General features: G+C 38.7%; 18 protein-coding genes. 14 read left to right on the top strand and 4 right to left on the bottom strand.

Annotated features, from left to right (window positions below):
- Positions 1 to 217: 217 nt before the first annotated feature.
- The 3 genes from ME5_RS01345 (at position 218) to ME5_RS01335 (ending at position 3,629) form a co-directional block, all read left to right on the top strand.
- Entirely contained in the window at positions 218 to 748 is a 531-nt protein-coding gene (locus ME5_RS01345; RefSeq protein ID WP_008037713.1) for a YagU family protein, read from the top strand.
- A gap of 208 nt (positions 749 to 956) precedes the next feature.
- On the top strand, positions 957 to 2,459 hold the full coding sequence (locus ME5_RS01340) for a DASS family sodium-coupled anion symporter (RefSeq protein ID WP_008037711.1): 1,503 nt from the start codon (positions 957 to 959) through the stop codon (positions 2,457 to 2,459).
- A gap of 87 nt (positions 2,460 to 2,546) precedes the next feature.
- Positions 2,547 to 3,629, top strand: a complete 1,083-nt coding sequence (locus ME5_RS01335) for a glycerol dehydrogenase (protein WP_008037705.1) — start codon at positions 2,547 to 2,549, stop codon at positions 3,627 to 3,629.
- Positions 3,630 to 3,718: 89 nt separating this feature from the next.
- Here ME5_RS01335 and ME5_RS01330 read toward each other — a convergent pair whose 3' ends face one another.
- Positions 3,719 to 4,378, bottom strand: a complete 660-nt coding sequence (locus ME5_RS01330) for a DJ-1/PfpI family protein (protein WP_280641517.1) — start codon at positions 4,376 to 4,378, stop codon at positions 3,719 to 3,721.
- 106 nt (positions 4,379 to 4,484) lie between these two features.
- On the opposite strand from ME5_RS01330, the gene ME5_RS01325 reads away from it, so the two are divergent.
- Positions 4,485 to 4,730: a type 1 glutamine amidotransferase family protein gene (locus ME5_RS01325; protein ID WP_008037694.1), complete on the top strand. Its 246-nt coding sequence runs from the start codon at positions 4,485 to 4,487 to the stop codon at positions 4,728 to 4,730.
- A gap of 14 nt (positions 4,731 to 4,744) precedes the next feature.
- On the top strand, positions 4,745 to 5,440 hold the full coding sequence (locus ME5_RS01320; protein ID WP_245256470.1) for a GlxA family transcriptional regulator: 696 nt from the start codon (positions 4,745 to 4,747) through the stop codon (positions 5,438 to 5,440).
- A gap of 300 nt (positions 5,441 to 5,740) precedes the next feature.
- Here ME5_RS01320 and thiD read toward each other — a convergent pair whose 3' ends face one another.
- Together thiD and ME5_RS01310 are read right to left on the bottom strand one after the other, a co-directional pair.
- The gene (thiD, locus tag ME5_RS01315) at positions 5,741 to 6,622 is read right to left on the bottom strand and encodes a bifunctional hydroxymethylpyrimidine kinase/phosphomethylpyrimidine kinase (RefSeq protein WP_008037692.1); all 882 of its coding nucleotides are present in this window, start codon (positions 6,620 to 6,622) and stop codon (positions 5,741 to 5,743) included.
- Positions 6,606 to 7,058, bottom strand: a complete 453-nt coding sequence (locus ME5_RS01310; protein ID WP_008037691.1) for a hypothetical protein — start codon at positions 7,056 to 7,058, stop codon at positions 6,606 to 6,608. The genes thiD and ME5_RS01310 overlap by 17 nt, the downstream gene beginning before the upstream one ends.
- Positions 7,059 to 7,222: 164 nt before the next feature.
- On the opposite strand from ME5_RS01310, the gene ME5_RS01305 reads away from it, so the two are divergent.
- From ME5_RS01305 to ME5_RS01275, 7 genes are all read left to right on the top strand, one after another.
- Positions 7,223 to 7,939, top strand: a complete 717-nt coding sequence (locus ME5_RS01305) for a gluconate 2-dehydrogenase subunit 3 family protein (RefSeq protein ID WP_008037690.1) — start codon at positions 7,223 to 7,225, stop codon at positions 7,937 to 7,939.
- A gap of 3 nt (positions 7,940 to 7,942) precedes the next feature.
- On the top strand, positions 7,943 to 9,712 hold the full coding sequence (locus ME5_RS01300; RefSeq protein WP_008037689.1) for a GMC family oxidoreductase: 1,770 nt from the start codon (positions 7,943 to 7,945) through the stop codon (positions 9,710 to 9,712).
- 12 nt (positions 9,713 to 9,724) lie between these two features.
- Complete coding sequence (locus tag ME5_RS01295; protein WP_008037687.1) at positions 9,725 to 11,029, top strand: c-type cytochrome; 1,305 nt, start codon at positions 9,725 to 9,727, stop codon at positions 11,027 to 11,029.
- 121 nt (positions 11,030 to 11,150) lie between these two features.
- The gene (locus ME5_RS01290; protein ID WP_008037686.1) at positions 11,151 to 11,960 is read left to right on the top strand and encodes a lysophospholipid acyltransferase family protein; all 810 of its coding nucleotides are present in this window, start codon (positions 11,151 to 11,153) and stop codon (positions 11,958 to 11,960) included.
- A gap of 85 nt (positions 11,961 to 12,045) precedes the next feature.
- Entirely contained in the window at positions 12,046 to 12,720 is a 675-nt protein-coding gene (locus ME5_RS01285; protein WP_008037684.1) for an energy-coupling factor ABC transporter ATP-binding protein, read from the top strand.
- Positions 12,720 to 13,313: an energy-coupling factor transporter transmembrane component T family protein gene (locus ME5_RS01280; protein WP_008037683.1), complete on the top strand. Its 594-nt coding sequence runs from the start codon at positions 12,720 to 12,722 to the stop codon at positions 13,311 to 13,313. Before ME5_RS01285 ends, ME5_RS01280 begins: the two co-directional genes overlap by 1 nt.
- A 21-nt stretch (positions 13,314 to 13,334) precedes the next feature.
- Positions 13,335 to 13,895, top strand: coding sequence for a biotin transporter BioY (locus tag ME5_RS01275; RefSeq protein ID WP_008037680.1), 561 nt, complete (start codon positions 13,335 to 13,337; stop codon positions 13,893 to 13,895).
- A 117-nt stretch (positions 13,896 to 14,012) separates the two neighbouring features.
- Here ME5_RS01275 and ME5_RS01270 read toward each other — a convergent pair whose 3' ends face one another.
- Positions 14,013 to 14,462, bottom strand: coding sequence for a universal stress protein (locus tag ME5_RS01270; RefSeq protein WP_008037678.1), 450 nt, complete (start codon positions 14,460 to 14,462; stop codon positions 14,013 to 14,015).
- Between the two features lie 366 nt (positions 14,463 to 14,828).
- Here ME5_RS01270 and ME5_RS01265 point away from each other — a divergent pair, with 366 nt between their 5' ends.
- Together ME5_RS01265 and ME5_RS01260 are read left to right on the top strand one after the other, a co-directional pair.
- A complete protein-coding gene (locus ME5_RS01265) occupies positions 14,829 to 15,914 on the top strand; it encodes a D-alanyl-D-alanine carboxypeptidase family protein (protein ID WP_008037676.1) in 1,086 nt (361 codons plus the stop codon).
- Positions 15,911 to 17,002 (top strand): CobW family GTP-binding protein, encoded by a 1,092-nt coding sequence (locus ME5_RS01260; protein ID WP_008037655.1) that lies wholly within the window; start codon positions 15,911 to 15,913, stop codon positions 17,000 to 17,002. The genes ME5_RS01265 and ME5_RS01260 overlap by 4 nt, the downstream gene beginning before the upstream one ends.
- The last annotated feature ends 267 nt before the right edge of the window (positions 17,003 to 17,269 follow it).

Genomic DNA, 17,269 nt, shown 5'->3' with positions numbered 1-17,269 from the left:
TCATGACATGACCTGCTCAAATTTCTTTAATGAAAAAAATTTATATTGGTAGGAAAAAATTTTAGTTTACTCACTACAAAATTTATTGGGCAATTTAAGATATTTTTGTTTAGGTTCTTTCGATAAAAAAAAATTGTTTTGAGCTGTCAGTTTACGCATGGTAATCAATTACAGAATGTAAAAAGATAGGAAACAATGTAAAAAGATAGGAAACATTGTGTTAAAACAATTATTTGAACGAACAAATGCTATGAACAGAAGGTATTTTGCTGCTTTTATTGCAGGAATTGGCGGCGGTATTGTTTCGGGTTTCGTAAAATCAGGGACAGAAGGTGTCTTTCCCCCTAGACTTCCTGACAGAGCAATTCCTCCTGCGGAAGTTTTAAAGAGTTTTGGTATTGATACCACCAATATGATTTATCACTATTCTGATCATATTATAAATTGGGGTGTTTCGGGCGTTCATTATTTATTTTCAATTGTTTTTGCTATTGTTTATTGCTTGGCGGCAGAAATTTTTCCCCGTGTAAAATTATGGCAAGGTCTGGCTTTTGGTGTTATTGTGACAATCGCTTTTCATGGTATCGTTTTGCCAGGGGGCGGATGGGCACCACCTATCTGGGATCTTCCAAAAGATGAATTATTTTCTGAAAGTTTTGGCCACCTTATCTGGGCTTGGACAATTGAAATTTTCCGTCGTGATCTTCGCAATCGTATGACGAAATTACCTGATCCGGAATTTTCGTAAAATTATATAATGAAGGGGTGCAAAGAAAAAATGTATCCCTTAACACCATATTGATATCTTTTAAAACGTGGATGTTAAGCCAATAAAACCAAATATAATGGTTTGGCGCCCCGAATGATACATTTTGTCAAAAGATGAAACTTTTATCATCTTTTAGACTTGATCGCTTTGACTCGTCTTAAATTTTGATCATGAAGGGATATACATTATGCAAAAAGTCAAAACATATTATCAAAAAATCTCGGCTTTTTTTCCCTTTCGTATCGTTCCTGGGATTTTATGTGTTATCGTCTTTTGCGCGTTTTATCTTTTTCCGAAACCTGATGGCTTAACACCTGAAGCATGGCATTTCGTTGCAATTTTTATTGCAACAATTCTTGGCATTATCCTAAAAGTGATGCCGATTGGCGCAATGTCGATCATCGCCATTACTGTTGTCATGGTTTCCAAAGTAACTTCATCAACTTCCAGTGAAGCTGTTGCTGATGCGCTTGGGGCTATGAACAGTACATTAATATGGTTGATCGTTATTTCTATTTTTGTCTCCCGTGGTTTGATTAAAACTGGATTAGGCATGCGTATAGGGTTTTATTTTATCGCAGCGTTAGGCAAAAAAACTCTTGGAATTGGTTATGGATTGGCTTTGTGCGAAATGTTTATTGCACCTTTTACGCCCAGCAATACCGCCAGAGGAGGCGCGATTATGCATCCTATTATGCGCTCAATTGCCCATGCTTTCCAATCCGATCCTGAAAAAGGTACACAAGGTAAGGTTGGTACATATTTGGCTCTTGTCAATTATCATGCCAACCCTATCAGTTCCGCAATGTTTATAACGGCAACGGCACCGAACCCGCTTGTTGTCAATTATATCGCCCAAGCGACAAATCAAAATCTCTCTCTTTCTTGGAGTGCTTGGGCTTTGTCTATGTTGATTCCTGGTGTTGTTGCCATGTTGGTTATGCCGCTTGTGATTTATTGGATGTCACCTCCGCAACTTAAAACAACACCAAATGCAATTAAATATGCAAAAAAGGAAATTGAAAATCTTGGCCCCATTCAAGGTAAGGAAATTGTCATGCTTATGACATTTCTTATCATGCTTTTATTATGGGCGGGTGTGCCAGCAGCGCTGTTTGGGCAGCGTTTTGTTTTTAATCCAACTGCTGTCGCCTTTATCGGTTTGGTTATTTTATTAGTATGCGGTACATTAACATGGGATGATGTCATTAAAGAAAAAAGCGCATGGGATACACTGATTTGGTTTGGTGCGTTGGTTATGCTGGCGAACGAATTAAATAAGTTAGGTATCGTTTCATGGTTTTCTGATGGTTTGATGGTGGCTATTGAACATAGTGGTATGAGCTGGCCATTTGTTATGGCTGTTCTGATTTTAACATTTCTTTATGCTCATTACGCATTTGCGAGCACTACGGCACATATTAGCGCTATGATGCTGGCATTTCTTAATGTTGGTGTGCATCTTATTCCAGCCTCTTATATCAATCTATATATGTTTCTTATGGCGGCATCATCAGCCATTATGATGTGTCTTACGCATTATGGAACAGGAACATCGCCTATAATTTTTAACTCTGGTTTTGTGAGTTTAGGTCGATGGTGGGGTGTAGGCTTTATCATGAGTGTTGTTAATATTCTTATTTTTGCTATAATAGGTGGCATATGGTGGAAGGTTCTCGGCTATTGGTGAGAAAAAGACCTTAAATTAAGAATATAATGATCATCAATGCGTTGTTGAATAAAACATCTTTAATAAGATTTAAAAAAGGGCAACGTTATGATCACAACAACGATATTTCCCTCACGTTATATTCAAGGTCCTCATGCATGGTCTTTGCTTGGTGAAGAATTGGCACGATTTGGTAAAAAAGTGCTGTTATTGCAAGATCCATTTGTAACGCAACAATACTGTACAAATGTTCAAAATGGTTTAGGTGATAAAGTTGAAGCGATCATCGAAAACTTTAAGGGGGAATGCAGTGATGAGGAGATTAACCGACTGGCAAAGAATGAAGGAATAAATGTTGTTGCAGGTATTGGCGGCGGTAAAACATTAGATACAGCCAAAGCTGTGGCTTATACTTTGAAAGTGCCAGTTGTGATTGCTCCAACACTCGCATCAAGTGATGCACCTTGTAGTGCTTTATCGGTTATTTATACTTGTAAGGGTGAATTTGATCGGTATCTTTTCTTGCCAAAAAATCCAGATCTTGTGCTTGTTGACACTCAAGTGATAGCAAAAGCGCCTGTTCGTTTTTTAGCTTCTGGTATGGGCGATGCATTAGCAACGTGGTTTGAAGCTGAAGCATGTCGTGTTTCTCATGCAAGCAATATGACAGGTCGTTTAGGATCAAATGCAGCCTACGGTCTGGCACGAATGTGTTTTGATACTTTGTTGGATTACGGCGAGCTTGCATATCAATCTTGCGCTGCAGGTATTCTTACACCTGCATTAGAAAAAATTATTGAGGCCAATACGCTTCTTTCAGGTGTTGGTTTTGAAAGCGGTGGTTTGGCCGCCTGTCACGCTATTCATAATGGTTTAACCACATTGCCTGAAACGCACCATTATTGGCATGGTGAAAAGGTAACAATTGGTGTTTTAGCTTCTTTGATATTAACAGATAAAGATGCTGATATGATCGCGACCATTTATGATTTTTGTGAAGCGATCCATTTACCAACCACATTGGCTGGTATTGGCCTTGGTGATGTGAGTGATGAGGCGTTGATGAGTGCTGCAAAAGCTGCAACGGTTGAGGGCGAAACCATTCATAATGAAAGTGGTAACATAACAGCTGAGGATGTCTTTAACGCATTACGGGCGGCGGATGCTCTTGGCAAGGCTCGAAAAAGTTAAAGACACATGTGTTAAAAGTGCAGGATTGTTATTGAACCCATCCCTGCACTTTTAACAAAATAAGAAAATGCGCTTTTATTTTTTTCGCTTTAAAGCGTTTCATGATTTTTCTTAAATAATTCAGCAATGCGTTTGCTTTGATCATTAATAAAGTTAGGTGTTTTTAAATCTTTGACAATATTTTGTGGTGCCTTTTCGGGCGTTCCACAATCTAATGGGGGATGCGGGTCATATTGTAATATGAGTTGAACTTTTTGAGCTTCTTCAAGACTTATTAAATGTTGAATAATGAACAAACCAAAATCAATACCTGCTGTTATACCGCCTGCTGTGATGATATTTTTATCGATAACAACGCGATCATTTTTTGGTATTGCACTAAAATAGGGTAGATATTCAACTGCCGACCAATGCGATGTGGCTTTATACCCCTTTAAAACACCAGCAGCACCAAGCACCAATGAGCCTGTGCAAATAGATGAAATATAATGTGTGGTTTGCGCTTGTGATTGAATAAATTTGAGAACAGTTTCATTTTCAAGTAATGCGTTCACACCTTTTCCACCGGGGATACATAAAATATCAAGTTTGGGAACGGTGTTGCAATCAAATTGCGGATTAAGACGAATATGGTTGGTTGTTTTAATCGGCTCTAATGTTTCACCAATAAGATGAACAGTGATGTGATTTGAGGTGGTAAAGACATCGTAAGGTCCAGCAAAATCTAGCAATTGCATTTGCGGAAAGATAAAATTCCAACTTGTAATGACATAAGTTTTCTCCTTTTAATGTTTTATTATATGTTGCAATTATAGTCTTTATAGTGTGTTGTTGATGCCAAAGATCCCGCAATTTATGCCATTTTTCTGTCTTCCATCAGGAAAAAGCCGCGTTATTGCGATATTTGCGTTTGATGATAGTCAAATTTTGGATATTACAGGACCTTTACAGGTTTTTGCGACGGCGAATGATTTTTGCCATCCAAATAATCCTGCCTATACACTTCATATACTCGCGCGAAGCACTTCAATTAAAACAACGAGTGGTTTGGTTTTAAATTGTCTTAAGATAGAAAACGCCCCTAAAAAATTGATACAGTGATCATTAGTGGCGGGATGGGAATAGATACAGTTTGTTGTGATTGTCAAATTTTAGACTGGTTAACACACATTCATTTTTCAACCAGAAGAACCGCCTCAGTGTGTAGCGGTGCAAGCTTATTAGCAAGCGCAAAATTGCTTGATGGGAAACAAGCGACATCCCATTGGCATCGGTTAAAAGAATTTAAGGAAAAATATCCAAAAGTAGACTGGAAAGACGATGCAATTTTTGTGCGCTCAGACAAAATATGGACATCGGCTGGCATTACTTCTGGTATTGATATGGCGCTTGCAATGATAGAGGAAGATCTTGGTTTTGCTATGGCAAAAGCGATTGCCCGCCAATTGGTTGTTTATTTACGTCGCCCGGGAGGGCAAAGCCAATTCAGCACACTGCTCGATTTATCAAGTGAAGATGAACGATTTAATAGACTGAACGAATGGATTAAGGAAAATCTGTCCAAACCTTTAACGCTCTCGATTCTTGCGCAAAAAATGAACATGAGTGAACGCAGTTTTTATCGTCATTATAGCAGAATTACGGGCTATAGTCCTGCCAAAGCGATTGCACTTATACGTGTTGAAGACGCGCGTCACTATCTTGAAAGTAAAAAGACAATGAAACAGATTGTCGTGCTTTGTAGTTTTGGCAGTGAAGAAACTTTTCGTCGTGTTTTTCATAAGCATTTGGGAATTTCTCCAAGCGCTTAAAAGATCGATTTTTTAAGCTATAGCCCTCCTGATTTTGTTAAAATGGAATAAACAGTAAAAATAAGCAAGAAAGAAAGCGATAAGTGGATCAATCATTCGATTGAATTTTTTGACATGCAGATTGAAGCTATTTTTATGTCTTTTGAATATGGAAAATTCTGACGACTAAATTTGGCGATAATCCTTAAAAATAGTGATATTTTGCTGCCTCTTTTCTTTTTCTCTCATCAATTTTTTCTTGAGCTTTGATAAAATTTATTGGGTTTAAATCACAGCAAATGCTTTTTAATTCCAAGCGTATCAAAAAATTTGGCCATTTTTCCATAAGTGATAAAAATGATGAACGGGACCATGCCCATGTCCAACATGTAACTCATGAGAAGCTTTAAGAGCATCCGTTATATAATTTTTAGCAAGACGTACACTATCGACTAATGGCGTTGTTGGTAAAAGTGCTGCAATAGCTGCAGATAAGGTACACCCTGTTCCGTGATCATTTTGAGTGATAACACGCTCGGCTTCTAATTCAATCAGACCATGTTTGTCACCAAAAATATCAGGACTGGTTCTTGTTTTAAGATGTCCACCTTTTAAAAGAACAGAACGACATTGAAGTTCGAGCAATTTGGGCACTTGCTGGCGCATTTCATCAAATGACCATTGCGGTTTTATATTCAGCAAAACAGAAGCTTCTGGAAGATTAGGTGTGATAATAGCGGCCATAGGAACTAAAATTTCACGAATGAATACTATGGCATCCTCTTCAAGGAGAAGATCACCACTTTTAGCGACCATAACTGGATCAAGAACAATATTTTTTGCTTGATGGTATATAAGGCGTTCGGCAATTTTTTGGGCAATTTTAATATTAGCAATCATGCCAATTTTTACAGCATCCACGGCAACATCTTCAAAGACGGCATCAATTTGATCACTTACAAAAGAGGCATCTAACGCCTCAAATGCACGCACACCCGTTGTATTTTGTGCAACGACTGCTGTTACCACACTCATAGCATAGGTTTTCATTGCAGAAAAAGTTTTAATATCGGCTTGCATACCTGCACCACCAGAGGGATCCGTCCCTGCAATTGTTAAAATATTAGGAATGACGGTTCTGGTTTGATCATTGTCATTTTTGCGTATGTCTGTTTTTGTCAATGATTCAACTTGTATAGTCATTGCAACGTTTTCCTGTCCATGGATAATGTGGTTTTTGAAGATTTGCGCCCCAAAGGCCTTGAAATTGATTAAAATTCTGATCGAAAGTCAATAAAGCAAGACCAGAACCATATTTATCTTGCCAATGTAGCATGTGTTGTGTGCTGTTCATTCTATATGTAGTGTCTTGGTTTATCCACTCTTCTACAGTGCCTTGCGTGTTTGTTTCATCATCGCGATAAATCATATGGCCAATAAGACGTCCTTTTTCATTATGTTGAAGTGTTAATTCAACACTGACATTGGTACCTGCATGAAAGACAAAACCACAATAACGCCCTGATGGTCCATCGCTGGTCATTTGTGCCAGTGATAAAATAGGTCTGATAAGCAAAACGCTAATAAGAATGAAACAACACACTGTTTTTCTATAGTGCTTGAGCAGATTTATCAGCATGGTTTTGAACTTTCCTTGATCATGCTTTACATTCTAATAAAAAGCTTTCAAAATATGACAAATATCGGAAGCTTTATCACTTTAACGTTTTTTGTCATTTTATCAATTATCCTTGGTTTTATTTTGTGTCACACTTAAACCCACACGTGTTCGTGGAGGATAGTATGACACAAAAAACGGCAATAAATAGAAATTTTTCCATTACGCGGCGTGGTCTTCTTGTGGGTGCAGCGACATGTGCAGCCATTGCTTTATCAGCTCGACATGTCATGGCACAGCCGTCGGGACCAGTTGATTTAAAAACCTATCAACGCTCTTATTTCAATGCTCAAGAATGGGCTTTTATTCTTGCCGCAACAGCTCGTCTTATTCCTTCTGAGGGTAAAGGCCCTGGCGCACTTGAAGCGCGTGTTCCTGTTTTTATTGATAAACAGATGGTAACACATTGGGGACAGGGTGAACATTGGTATATGGAAGCCCCTTTTGACCGTAATGCGCCACGCTATACAGGCTATCAGGCAGCACCGTCACCAGCACAAGCTTATCGCATTGCCATACCTGTTATCAATGATTGGTGTGTGAATAATTATGGTGCGATTTTTGCCGATTTATCACCTGATAAACAAGATGACGTTTTAATGCGTGTTGAAAAGGATGATGTGCCGATTAAAGAATTGCGATCAGGTGATTTTTTCGCTTTTCTTCTTCAAAATACTAAAGAAGGTTATTTGGCAGATCCAATTTATGGCGGCAATCATGATATGGCGGCATGGGTTTATATTGGTTTTCCCGGTGCGCGAGGAAGTTTTCTTGAATGGGTTGAAAAAGATAATGTGCCTTATCGCTTAGGACCTGTTTCTCTTACTGGTGAAAGGGCTTAAATTATGACTGTAACCGTGAAGAAAAAAGATGTTGTCATTATTGGGCTTGGTTGGACAGGTGCTATTGTTGGAATAGAACTCGCTAAGGAAGGCTTGGACATTTTAGCACTTGAACGGGGTAAAGATCGTGATACCGTTCCTGATTTTGCCTATCCAAAACCTGCCGATGAGCTACGCTATGGTGTGCGTCTTGGTACGGCTGTGCGCCCGCATGATCATACATTAACAATTCGTCGCAGCCTACAGGAAAAGGCACTGCCTTATCGTCAGCTAGGTTCCTTTTTGCCTGGTATAGGTGTTGGGGGTGCGGGTATTCATTGGAATGGTATGACTTATCGTGCTCAACCTGAAGAATTGCGGACGCGTTCTTATATTGAAGAAACTTTTGGCGATATTATTCCTGAAAATATGACAGTTGAAGATTGGGGTGTAAGCTATGATGAGTTGGAGCCCCATTTTGATATGTTTGAAAAAGTTGCAGGCACTTCAGGGACAGCTGGAAATTTGCGTGGTGTGATTCAAGAAGGTGGTGATCCATTTGAAGGACCACGCTCCAATCCCTATCCGATGCCTGCATTGCCAATGACCTATAATGGACGTATCTTTAATGACGCTGTAAAAAAAATGGGCCTTCATCCCTTTCCATGTCCTTCTGCCATTGCGTCTGAGGCCTATACAAATCCTTACGGTATGCAGATGGGACCATGCAATTATTGTGGCTTTTGTGAGCGATATGGCTGTCTCAATTATTCTAAAGGGTCGCCACAGGTAAGTATTTTAGCGGCTTTGAAACAATATAAAAATTTTGAATATCGGGTAAAGTCAGAAGTTTTACGGATTGAAAAATCATCAGATGGTAAGACTGTCACGGGAGTGACTTATATTAATGAGGCTAATGAAGAAATATTCCAACCTGCCGATCTTGTTATCTTGGGTGGTTTTATGATCAACAATGTGCATTTATTGCTTTTGTCTGAACTTGGACAACCTTATGATCCTTACAGCGGTGAAGGGGTGATTGGACGTAATTATGCCTATCAAACGATGATTGGCGGTGGCACGCTTTATTATAAAGACAAAACGTTTAATCCTTTTGTTGGAACGGGTTGTAATGGTTCTTTTATTGATGATTACGGATTTAACCAAATTGATTTTGCCAAAGAAGGATTTATCGGTGGTAGCCGTGTTTCAACCAATCAGACAAATGGCCAGCCGATCCATTCCATGCCTTTGCCAGATGGAACACCCAATTGGGGTGGTGGTTGGAAAAAGGCCATTGGCGAGTGGTATGGCCATTCCATGGCGATCACACAACATGGATCGGTAATGTCTTATCGTGATGCTTATCTTGATCTTGATCCGATCTATAAAGACAAATATGGACGACCTTTAATGCGCATGACCTTTAACTGGCATGAAAATGAAATTCGTCTTTCTCAATATATTACAAAAAAGATTGATAAAATTGCTGATACGATTGGCTGTGATCACTATCAACACCAAGCTGCGATGAAAGATGACGAACAATATGATGTCCGCGTTTATCAATCGACTCATACAGTGGGCGGTGCAATTATGGGGCAAGATCGTAAAAAATCAGCATTAAATCGATATTTGCAACATTGGGATTATCATAACTTATTTATTCCCGGCGCCAACGCATTTCCGCAAAATATTCAGCATAATCCTACGGGTACAATTGGCGCATTGACATATTGGATGGTTGATAAGATCAAATCCGATTATCTTAAGAATCCGCGTTCATTGGTATAGGAGAGAACCATCATGAAACGTTTTCTCAAAATCATTCTTGGACTGGTTATTTTGGTAGTTCTTTGCATTTTGGCAATCATGTTTGTGCCTATACAACGCAGCGGACCGACACAAGCACTTGCGCCTGATTTTAAGCCTGAAAAGGGACGTGGCGAATATTTAGCAAAAATGGCAGATTGTACTTCTTGTCATACCAGCAATGACGATGAGCCATTTGGTGGTGGATATCAAGTAGCAAGTCCTTTTGGTGTGATTTATTCCGCCAATATAACGCCTGATGAAAATGGCATTAAAAATATGACACTCGATCAGTTTCGCTCTGCTTTGCGCGATGGAATTGGGAAAGATGGTCAATTGCTTTATCCTGCAATGCCCTATGAAAATTATCGCAAAATCAGTGAGCCTGATATTGTCGCACTTTATGATTATTTTATGAATGAGGTTAAGCCAGTCTCGCAAAAAGTGCATAAAACGAATTTATCTTTTCCTTTTAATCAGCGTTGGGGTATTCGTTTATGGAATTGGTATGCCCTTTCCAATGAGGCTGGTTATCAGCCGCGTTTTGATGATGAAAAACTCGATCGTGGTGCTTATTTGGTTGAAAGTCTTGGCCATTGTGGCGCCTGTCATACGCCACGCACAGTGCTTTATAATCAATCTGCACTTGATGATACGGGCGATAAATTTCTAACTGGGGAAACAATCGATGGTTGGTATGCACCCAATTTGCGTCATGCAAATTCCTCCCTTGCTCGGTGGGATGATGCAGAAATAAAAGCCTATTTGCAAACAGGACGCAATGCACATAGTGCTGTGGTTGGTCCAATGCAGCTTGTTGTAAGCCGTTCTATGCAATTTGCGAGCGAACGTGACATGGATTCAATTGTCGCTTATTTAAAGCATATTACTTTGCAAGGCCAAGCTGAAAAACCTGTAAAAAATGCGCAAATAACAACTGATATGTTAACAAAGGCTGATCCCGATATGGCCATTGGGGCGCGTCTTTATATCGATAATTGTAATGCTTGCCATTTTGTCAATGGAAAAGGCGCAGCAGGTGTATTTCCAGAACTTGATGGCGCAGCGTTGATTAATGCCAAAGATCCCTCAGGGCTTATAGATGTTATTTTAAATGGTGCACGTATGCCTTCAACAGTGAAGCGCCCTTCTGATTTGGCTATGCCGCCATTTGATTGGCGTTTAAGCGACGAAGATGTAGCTGAACTTGCAACTTTTTTACGTTCAAGCTGGAGCAATGATGCTTCAAGTGTCACGGCAAAGGATGTGGCAACAATCAGGGCAAAATCAGCGGACTGAATTTCACTTTTTTTGATGAAAATTTTAAGACGGCCTTCGGGCCGTTTTTTGATTAAAGTGTTTTCTTATTCAAATTTATTTTATAAAGAAAATCATTTGAATTTATTTGGTGAGAAACAATATGGTGCTTGCACTTCGTTCTATTTTATTTACCATCGCATTTTATATGACGACATTGATACAGATGATTGTCTATGCGCCTGTTTATTTTTTAATGCCCCGTAAAAAAGCATGGATTGTACCAAAGACTTGGGCACGTGTGACGCTGTTTCTTCAAAAATATATTGCTGGTACGGATTTTGACATACAAGGCTTAGACAATTTACCTCAAGGGGCGTATATTATTGCGCCCAAGCATCAATCTGCTTGGGAAACTTTCGGTCTTGTTCCTTTTCTGGATGATCCATCTTTAATTATGAAGCGTGAATTGACATGGATACCACTTTTTGGCTGGTATATGACAAAAACACAAATTATTCCAATTGATCGTGGATCTCCTTTAAAGGCGATGAAAACAGTTTTAAAGGGTGCGAAAGAAAAGATAAAACAGCAAAGACAAGTTCTTATTTTCCCAGAAGGCACTCGTCGTCAACCTGGTGCTGAGCCTGATTATAAACCCGGAATTTTAGCGATTTACAATGAGCTTAATGTGCCCGTTGTTCCGATTGCGCATAATGCTGGTCTTTATTGGCCACGCGGTAATTTCCGCCGCTATCGCGGCAAAATTTTAGTGCGTATATTACCGCCAATAGAAGCTGGTTTAAAAAAACGAGAATTTTTATCTCGATTGATAGAAAATACTGAAAAAGCTTGTGATGAATTGCTTGTAAAAGCAGCATGTTCTGACAATCCACCACCAATGCCACCTGATGCTGTCAAAAGATTAAAAGAGCTTGGTGTTGAATGGGCAGGAAAAACGCGTAAATCATGATATATTCCAATCATTATCTTTTAAGGTTGAAACTCATGCTTTGTTTTTATTCACCCGTTTCATTTTTAAGATGTCTGAAAGATTTATGATTAAGCTAAAAAATGTCACAGTGGTCGCAAACGGATATACAATTTTAAAAGATCTCACACTGAGACTTAAAGAAAAGCGTATTGCGGTGATAGGGGCGAATGGCTCTGGAAAAAGCACGTTTGCACGGCTGTTAAATGGTTTAAAAATTCCAAATTCTGGAACAGTTTATATTGATAATTTGGACAGCAAAAAAAACGGTAAAGATATTCGTCGTAAAGTTGGTTTTATTTTTCAAAACCCTGATAATCAGCTTATCATGCCTGTTGTGGAAGAAGACCTTGCATTTGGCATGAAAAATATTGGACTGCATAAGGACGAAATTATAAAACGGATCGATAGCGTTCTTGAGCAGTATAATCTTTCGCATATTCGCTTGCAACCCGTTCAAACTTTAAGCGGTGGTCAAAAACAACTTTTAAGTCTTTGTGGTGTGCTAACAATGGAGCCTGAAATTATTGTTTTTGATGAACCCACAACACAATTAGATTTGCGTAATAAGCGCAAAATAACGCAAACGATTTTATCTCTGTCACAACAAATTATTGTTGTGTCTCATGATCTTGAAATGTTAACTGATTTTGATCGCATTCTTGTCTTTGATGAAGGAAAAATTGTTTGTGATGATGTTCCAGATAAAGCAATTCCTTATTATTTGGATATGATGGCGTGATGGACCCAACCTATCAAAAATCGCTCCTACACAGCTTGCCAATCGGTTTTAAATTGGCTGTGATTTTTTTGATCAGTATTGTTTTATTTTTCTATCCTCGTTTATGGCTAAGCACTGTCATGCTTTTTATCGTTTATTTTCTCTACATCATGGCCGGTTTTTCATTCAAAAAACCATTGACGCAAATACGCGCTTTATGGTGGATTTTTATTGCGCTTTTTATCATTCACTATTTTAGTACAGATTTGGAAAATGCTTTTCTTGTTATTACACGATTAGCCGCGCTTTTTCTTCTTGCCGCCCTTGTGACTTTGACAACACCATTTGCTAAATTATTGTTGTTTTTAGAAAAGTTCTTTTCGTTTATGCGATATTTTGGGGTTAATCCAGCAAAATTATCTCTCGCATTGTCTATGACGTTACGTTTTATCCCATTGTTTTCTGAGTTGACAAAAGAAGTTCAGGAAGCACAAAAAGCACGTGGTTTGGACAATAAGCCAATTGCTCTTATTATGCCCGTTCTTATTCGAAGTTTTAAAATGCAAGAAGATGTGGCAGCAGCTATTGAAGCACGCTGTTATGATAGAGAGTAAAAAGTAAAGAAGGATTTTGATGTGAGGGTTAAAGATGTTGTATCCGTAGCGCTTTTTGCAGCTCTTATTGCGTCTTTAGGTTTTGTGCCTGCCATTCCTCTTCCTTTGATTCCTGTTCCCATTACCGCCCAAACTTTAGGTGTTATGTTAGCAGGGGCAATTTTAGGCGCAAAACGTGGTTTTTTTGCCTGTATTGTGTTTCTTATTTTAGTTGCAGCTGGGTTGCCTTTATTATCTGGTGGGCGGGGAGGTATTTCTTCGTTTTTTTCACCAGCAACAGGATATCTTATTGGTTTTCCTTTTTCAGCATGGGTTATTGGTGCTTTTTATGCTCTTTTTCGCAATCATTTAACACCTTTAAAGGAATGGATCGCTCTTATTATTGGTGGTATATTGGTTGAACATGCCATTGGCACCATTTGGATGGCGCATATGCTCAATATAAGTTATGGCAAAGCACTGCTTGGAGATTTTCTTTTTATTCCGGGAGATGGTCTTAAAGTTGCACTTGCTTATTTTATTGTAAGTACTCTTCGTAAAGCCCTTCCTGATTTATTTTCTCACCACTTTCCTCGTGCATAAAATCATAATACGATCATCATTATTCAAATGAATGAAGTGTCGTCATTAAAAAATCCTATAATCATTGATTATAGGATTATAATTTTCATCAATAGTGCATGATTTGCAATTATAGAGCTATTTTATGATTAAAACGGGACGTTCGCTCATTGATAAAACTTCTGAGGCTTGACTACCCAGAATTAATCGATTGACACCGCGCCTTCCATGCGAAGCAATCACAATCAAATCCACCTCATGTTCATTAGATGCATCAACAATACCAGCAGCAGCCAATTGATTTTCGGCATGAATACCCTTTGCTTTCACTCCTAATTGTTCCGCTTTATGAAGAGCGCTTTCAAGAATTTTTCGCGCATCATCATCAATTTCTTCACGTACTTCATCAAAAGCACCGGGATTTGTTGCCCATTCAGTTCCAACAACACTGCCATAGGTAGGCATTATGCTTGTGACGGTAACAATGAAAAGTTCACCACCTGTTTTTTTTGCAAGTTCAATAGCTGCATCAATACCTCGTTCAGCAAGTTCTGAACCATCGGTTGTAACAAGGATACGTTCAAACATTTGGTTTCCTTTCCTCCACATCTGTTCCTATACTATCATAATTAGAAGGAACTTTCACTAGGGCAATGCCATAAATTGGTACGATTTGAAATTTATTCATAGAATTTATTAAAAGGCTTGTGTCTATAATCTATGATAAATTTCTGTTTATGAGTGTATCGTCCTTGGTTTATAGATGTTTAAGCTTTTATAATGTATGTTTTTAAAACAAATCCATATTCGCTTAACTGGAAAATAGTGTAAATATAAATTATGGTAAGGTCGTAATTATTTTAGCAATTAAACGTGGTTGTGTTTTGTTTTGAAAATAAGATTAGGCTAAAAGAAACTTTATCGTTTTTAGCATTTTAGATTTCAGGCAGTAATATGATTAAATTTGGTCGCCGTTTTTTACTTTTCATCATTTTGGTATGTATGACCAGTGTTGCAAAAGCCAATCCCTATATAGTTGTTGATGCCTCAACGGGGCGTGTGTTGGCGCACAAGGAAGCTTTTGATCGTTGGTATCCTGCCTCATTAACAAAAATGATGACGGCTTATATTACTTTTCGCGCTATGCATTCAGGACAATTGTCCCCAAGCTCTCATGTGGTTGTAAGTGCGCGTGCTGCAAAAGAGCCACCAAGCCGTTCAGGTTATAAAGCTGGATCGGTGCTTGATCTTGATACGGCTCTTTCTATCATGATGGTTAAATCCACCAATGATCTTGCTGCCGCAATTGCAGAAACAGTGAGCGGTTCTCAAGCAGCTTTTGTTGAAAAGATGAATGCAGAAGCGCAGCGTTTGGGTATGTTTGGTACACATTTTTCTAATCCGCATGGTCTGCCTGATCCTGATAATTATTCAACAGCGCGTGATTTGGCTGTTTTGGCGGCACAAATTCGTCGAGAATTTCCACAATATGTGCATTATTTTTCAATCCCTGCGATTGATTATGGTGATGGCAGAAAGGTTGAACAAAATACCAATAATCTTATTGGACGTTTTAACGGAGCAGATGGTATGAAAACAGGATTTATCTGTTCATCTGGTTTTAATCTGGCAGCATCTGCAACGCGCAATGGTCGTACTCTCATTGCGATCGTATTGGGCGCGCAACGTATTGATCAACGTGAAGGACTTGCTGCAAAACTTCTCAATGAGGGTTTTTCAAATCAAGGCACTTCGCAAGTGACACTAGCTACATTGCAGCCTTATGGTACAAAATTATCGCAAGCAAGTGATAGAAGACAGGATATTTGCAATCAGGAAGCTTGGGAGATACGTATGCAATATCGTGATGAAAAAGGAAAAACGATTTTTGATTCTCCTTTCATTGCGGCTCTTGCTCTGCATAGTCAGCCGATGCAAGTGCGTCTTATAGCAGAACCACAGCCTGCAAAACCGGGAGAAGTACCTATTTGGAAAGCGCCAATTCCAGCCCAGCGGCCAGCCTATGAGTATGCGCCATGATACCTTCTTCAAAACGTATTCCTGTCACAGTTCTCACGGGTTTTTTAGGCGCAGGTAAAACGACTTTTCTTAATCATTTGCTCAAAGATGTATCGTTAAAAGATACAGCTGTCATTGTGAATGAATTTGGTGAGGTTGGCATTGATCATCTTTTGGTTGAAACTGCCGCAGAAGGCATTATTGAATTATCTGACGGATGTCTTTGTTGCACCATGCGCGGTGATTTATTGGACACTTTGGCACACTTGATTGATCGGCTGCAAACAGGGCGCTTAAAGCAGTTGGAGCGTGTTATTATTGAAACAACAGGTCTTGCTGACCCAGCACCTATACTGCAAGCTGTGATTGGTCATCCAATCATGCAGTCCTTTTTTGAAATTGATGGTGTTATCACATTGGTTGATGCTGTGAATGCAGCAGCAACATTGGATAAGCATGAAGAGGCTTTGCGTCAAATTGCATTTGCGGATCGTCTTCTTATTACCAAAACGGATTTATTGGACAATCATGCGTTGTCTAAAACTTTGATTGATAAAATTAAAAAGCTTAATTCCACAGCCAAACTTTATATCAATGATGAAAAGCATTTAAAACCACAAGATATGATTGGGATTGATGATTTTGCGTTAGAAGCTAAATTATCCATGATGTCGAGCTTTGATATGTTAGAGCATGAGGAAGGTCATCACCATCATCATGATGTTAATCGCCATGATGATACAATACGTGCCTTTTCCTTATTGCATGATGGAACCATTTCCTATCGTGCATTAGAAGCGTTTATTGATATTTTACGTGCAACAATGGGCGCGCAAATTTTGCGTATGAAAGGAATTGTTGCGTTAAGTGAGGATCCTTCAAAACCTGTCATTATTCATGGTGTGCAAACTGTGTTTCATCCACCAATCATGCTTGAAAAATGGCCAGATGAAAACAGACAAACCCGTTTGGTTCTCATTACAGACTCAATTGATGAAAAAGCTATTAGAGACATGTTTGATGCTTTTTTAAGTAAGCCTTCTATTGATACCGCCGATCGTCAAGCTATGATGGAAAATCCTTTGGCAATACCAGGCTTGAAATTTTAAAACAGTTTATTGCAATCATGGTTGTTTATAGAGCATTATAATCAGTCGAAATTTACAAAATCTTCTTCTCAATAATAAGATGGCAGTGTGTGTGTCATGCAGCTATAAAACTATTTGTTTCCACGTGAAACATTCGATTATTCACATTTAGGTCATTTTCTTACCCGTGAAAAGGATATTACTTTTGTCATTATAATGTTGTTCTTCAATTTATAGTAATTTAAAAAATATGATTTGTTTAAATACTATACATTTTATGAAAATATA

The organism is Bartonella tamiae Th239 (assembly GCF_000278275.1).
Classification (GTDB): domain Bacteria; phylum Pseudomonadota; class Alphaproteobacteria; order Rhizobiales; family Rhizobiaceae; genus Bartonella; species Bartonella tamiae.
This window is presented reverse-complemented; position numbering and strand designations above follow the sequence as displayed.

Coding starts and splice junctions, on each gene's coding strand:
- ME5_RS01285 (WP_008037684.1), top strand. CDS start 12,046: ATGATTAAGCTAAAAAATGTCACAGTGGTCGCAAACGGATATACAATT.
- ME5_RS01310 (WP_008037691.1), bottom strand. CDS start 7,058: ATGCTGATAAATCTGCTCAAGCACTATAGAAAAACAGTGTGTTGTTTC.
- ME5_RS01270 (WP_008037678.1), bottom strand. CDS start 14,462: ATGTTTGAACGTATCCTTGTTACAACCGATGGTTCAGAACTTGCTGAA.
- thiD (WP_008037692.1), bottom strand. CDS start 6,622: ATGACTATACAAGTTGAATCATTGACAAAAACAGACATACGCAAAAAT.
- ME5_RS01320 (WP_245256470.1), top strand. CDS start 4,745: ATGGGAATAGATACAGTTTGTTGTGATTGTCAAATTTTAGACTGGTTA.
- ME5_RS01305 (WP_008037690.1), top strand. CDS start 7,223: ATGACACAAAAAACGGCAATAAATAGAAATTTTTCCATTACGCGGCGT.
- ME5_RS01280 (WP_008037683.1), top strand. CDS start 12,720: ATGGACCCAACCTATCAAAAATCGCTCCTACACAGCTTGCCAATCGGT.
- ME5_RS01295 (WP_008037687.1), top strand. CDS start 9,725: ATGAAACGTTTTCTCAAAATCATTCTTGGACTGGTTATTTTGGTAGTT.
- ME5_RS01340 (WP_008037711.1), top strand. CDS start 957: ATGCAAAAAGTCAAAACATATTATCAAAAAATCTCGGCTTTTTTTCCC.
- ME5_RS01325 (WP_008037694.1), top strand. CDS start 4,485: ATGCCATTTTTCTGTCTTCCATCAGGAAAAAGCCGCGTTATTGCGATA.
- ME5_RS01335 (WP_008037705.1), top strand. CDS start 2,547: ATGATCACAACAACGATATTTCCCTCACGTTATATTCAAGGTCCTCAT.
- ME5_RS01265 (WP_008037676.1), top strand. CDS start 14,829: ATGATTAAATTTGGTCGCCGTTTTTTACTTTTCATCATTTTGGTATGT.
- ME5_RS01290 (WP_008037686.1), top strand. CDS start 11,151: ATGGTGCTTGCACTTCGTTCTATTTTATTTACCATCGCATTTTATATG.
- ME5_RS01300 (WP_008037689.1), top strand. CDS start 7,943: ATGACTGTAACCGTGAAGAAAAAAGATGTTGTCATTATTGGGCTTGGT.
- ME5_RS01260 (WP_008037655.1), top strand. CDS start 15,911: ATGATACCTTCTTCAAAACGTATTCCTGTCACAGTTCTCACGGGTTTT.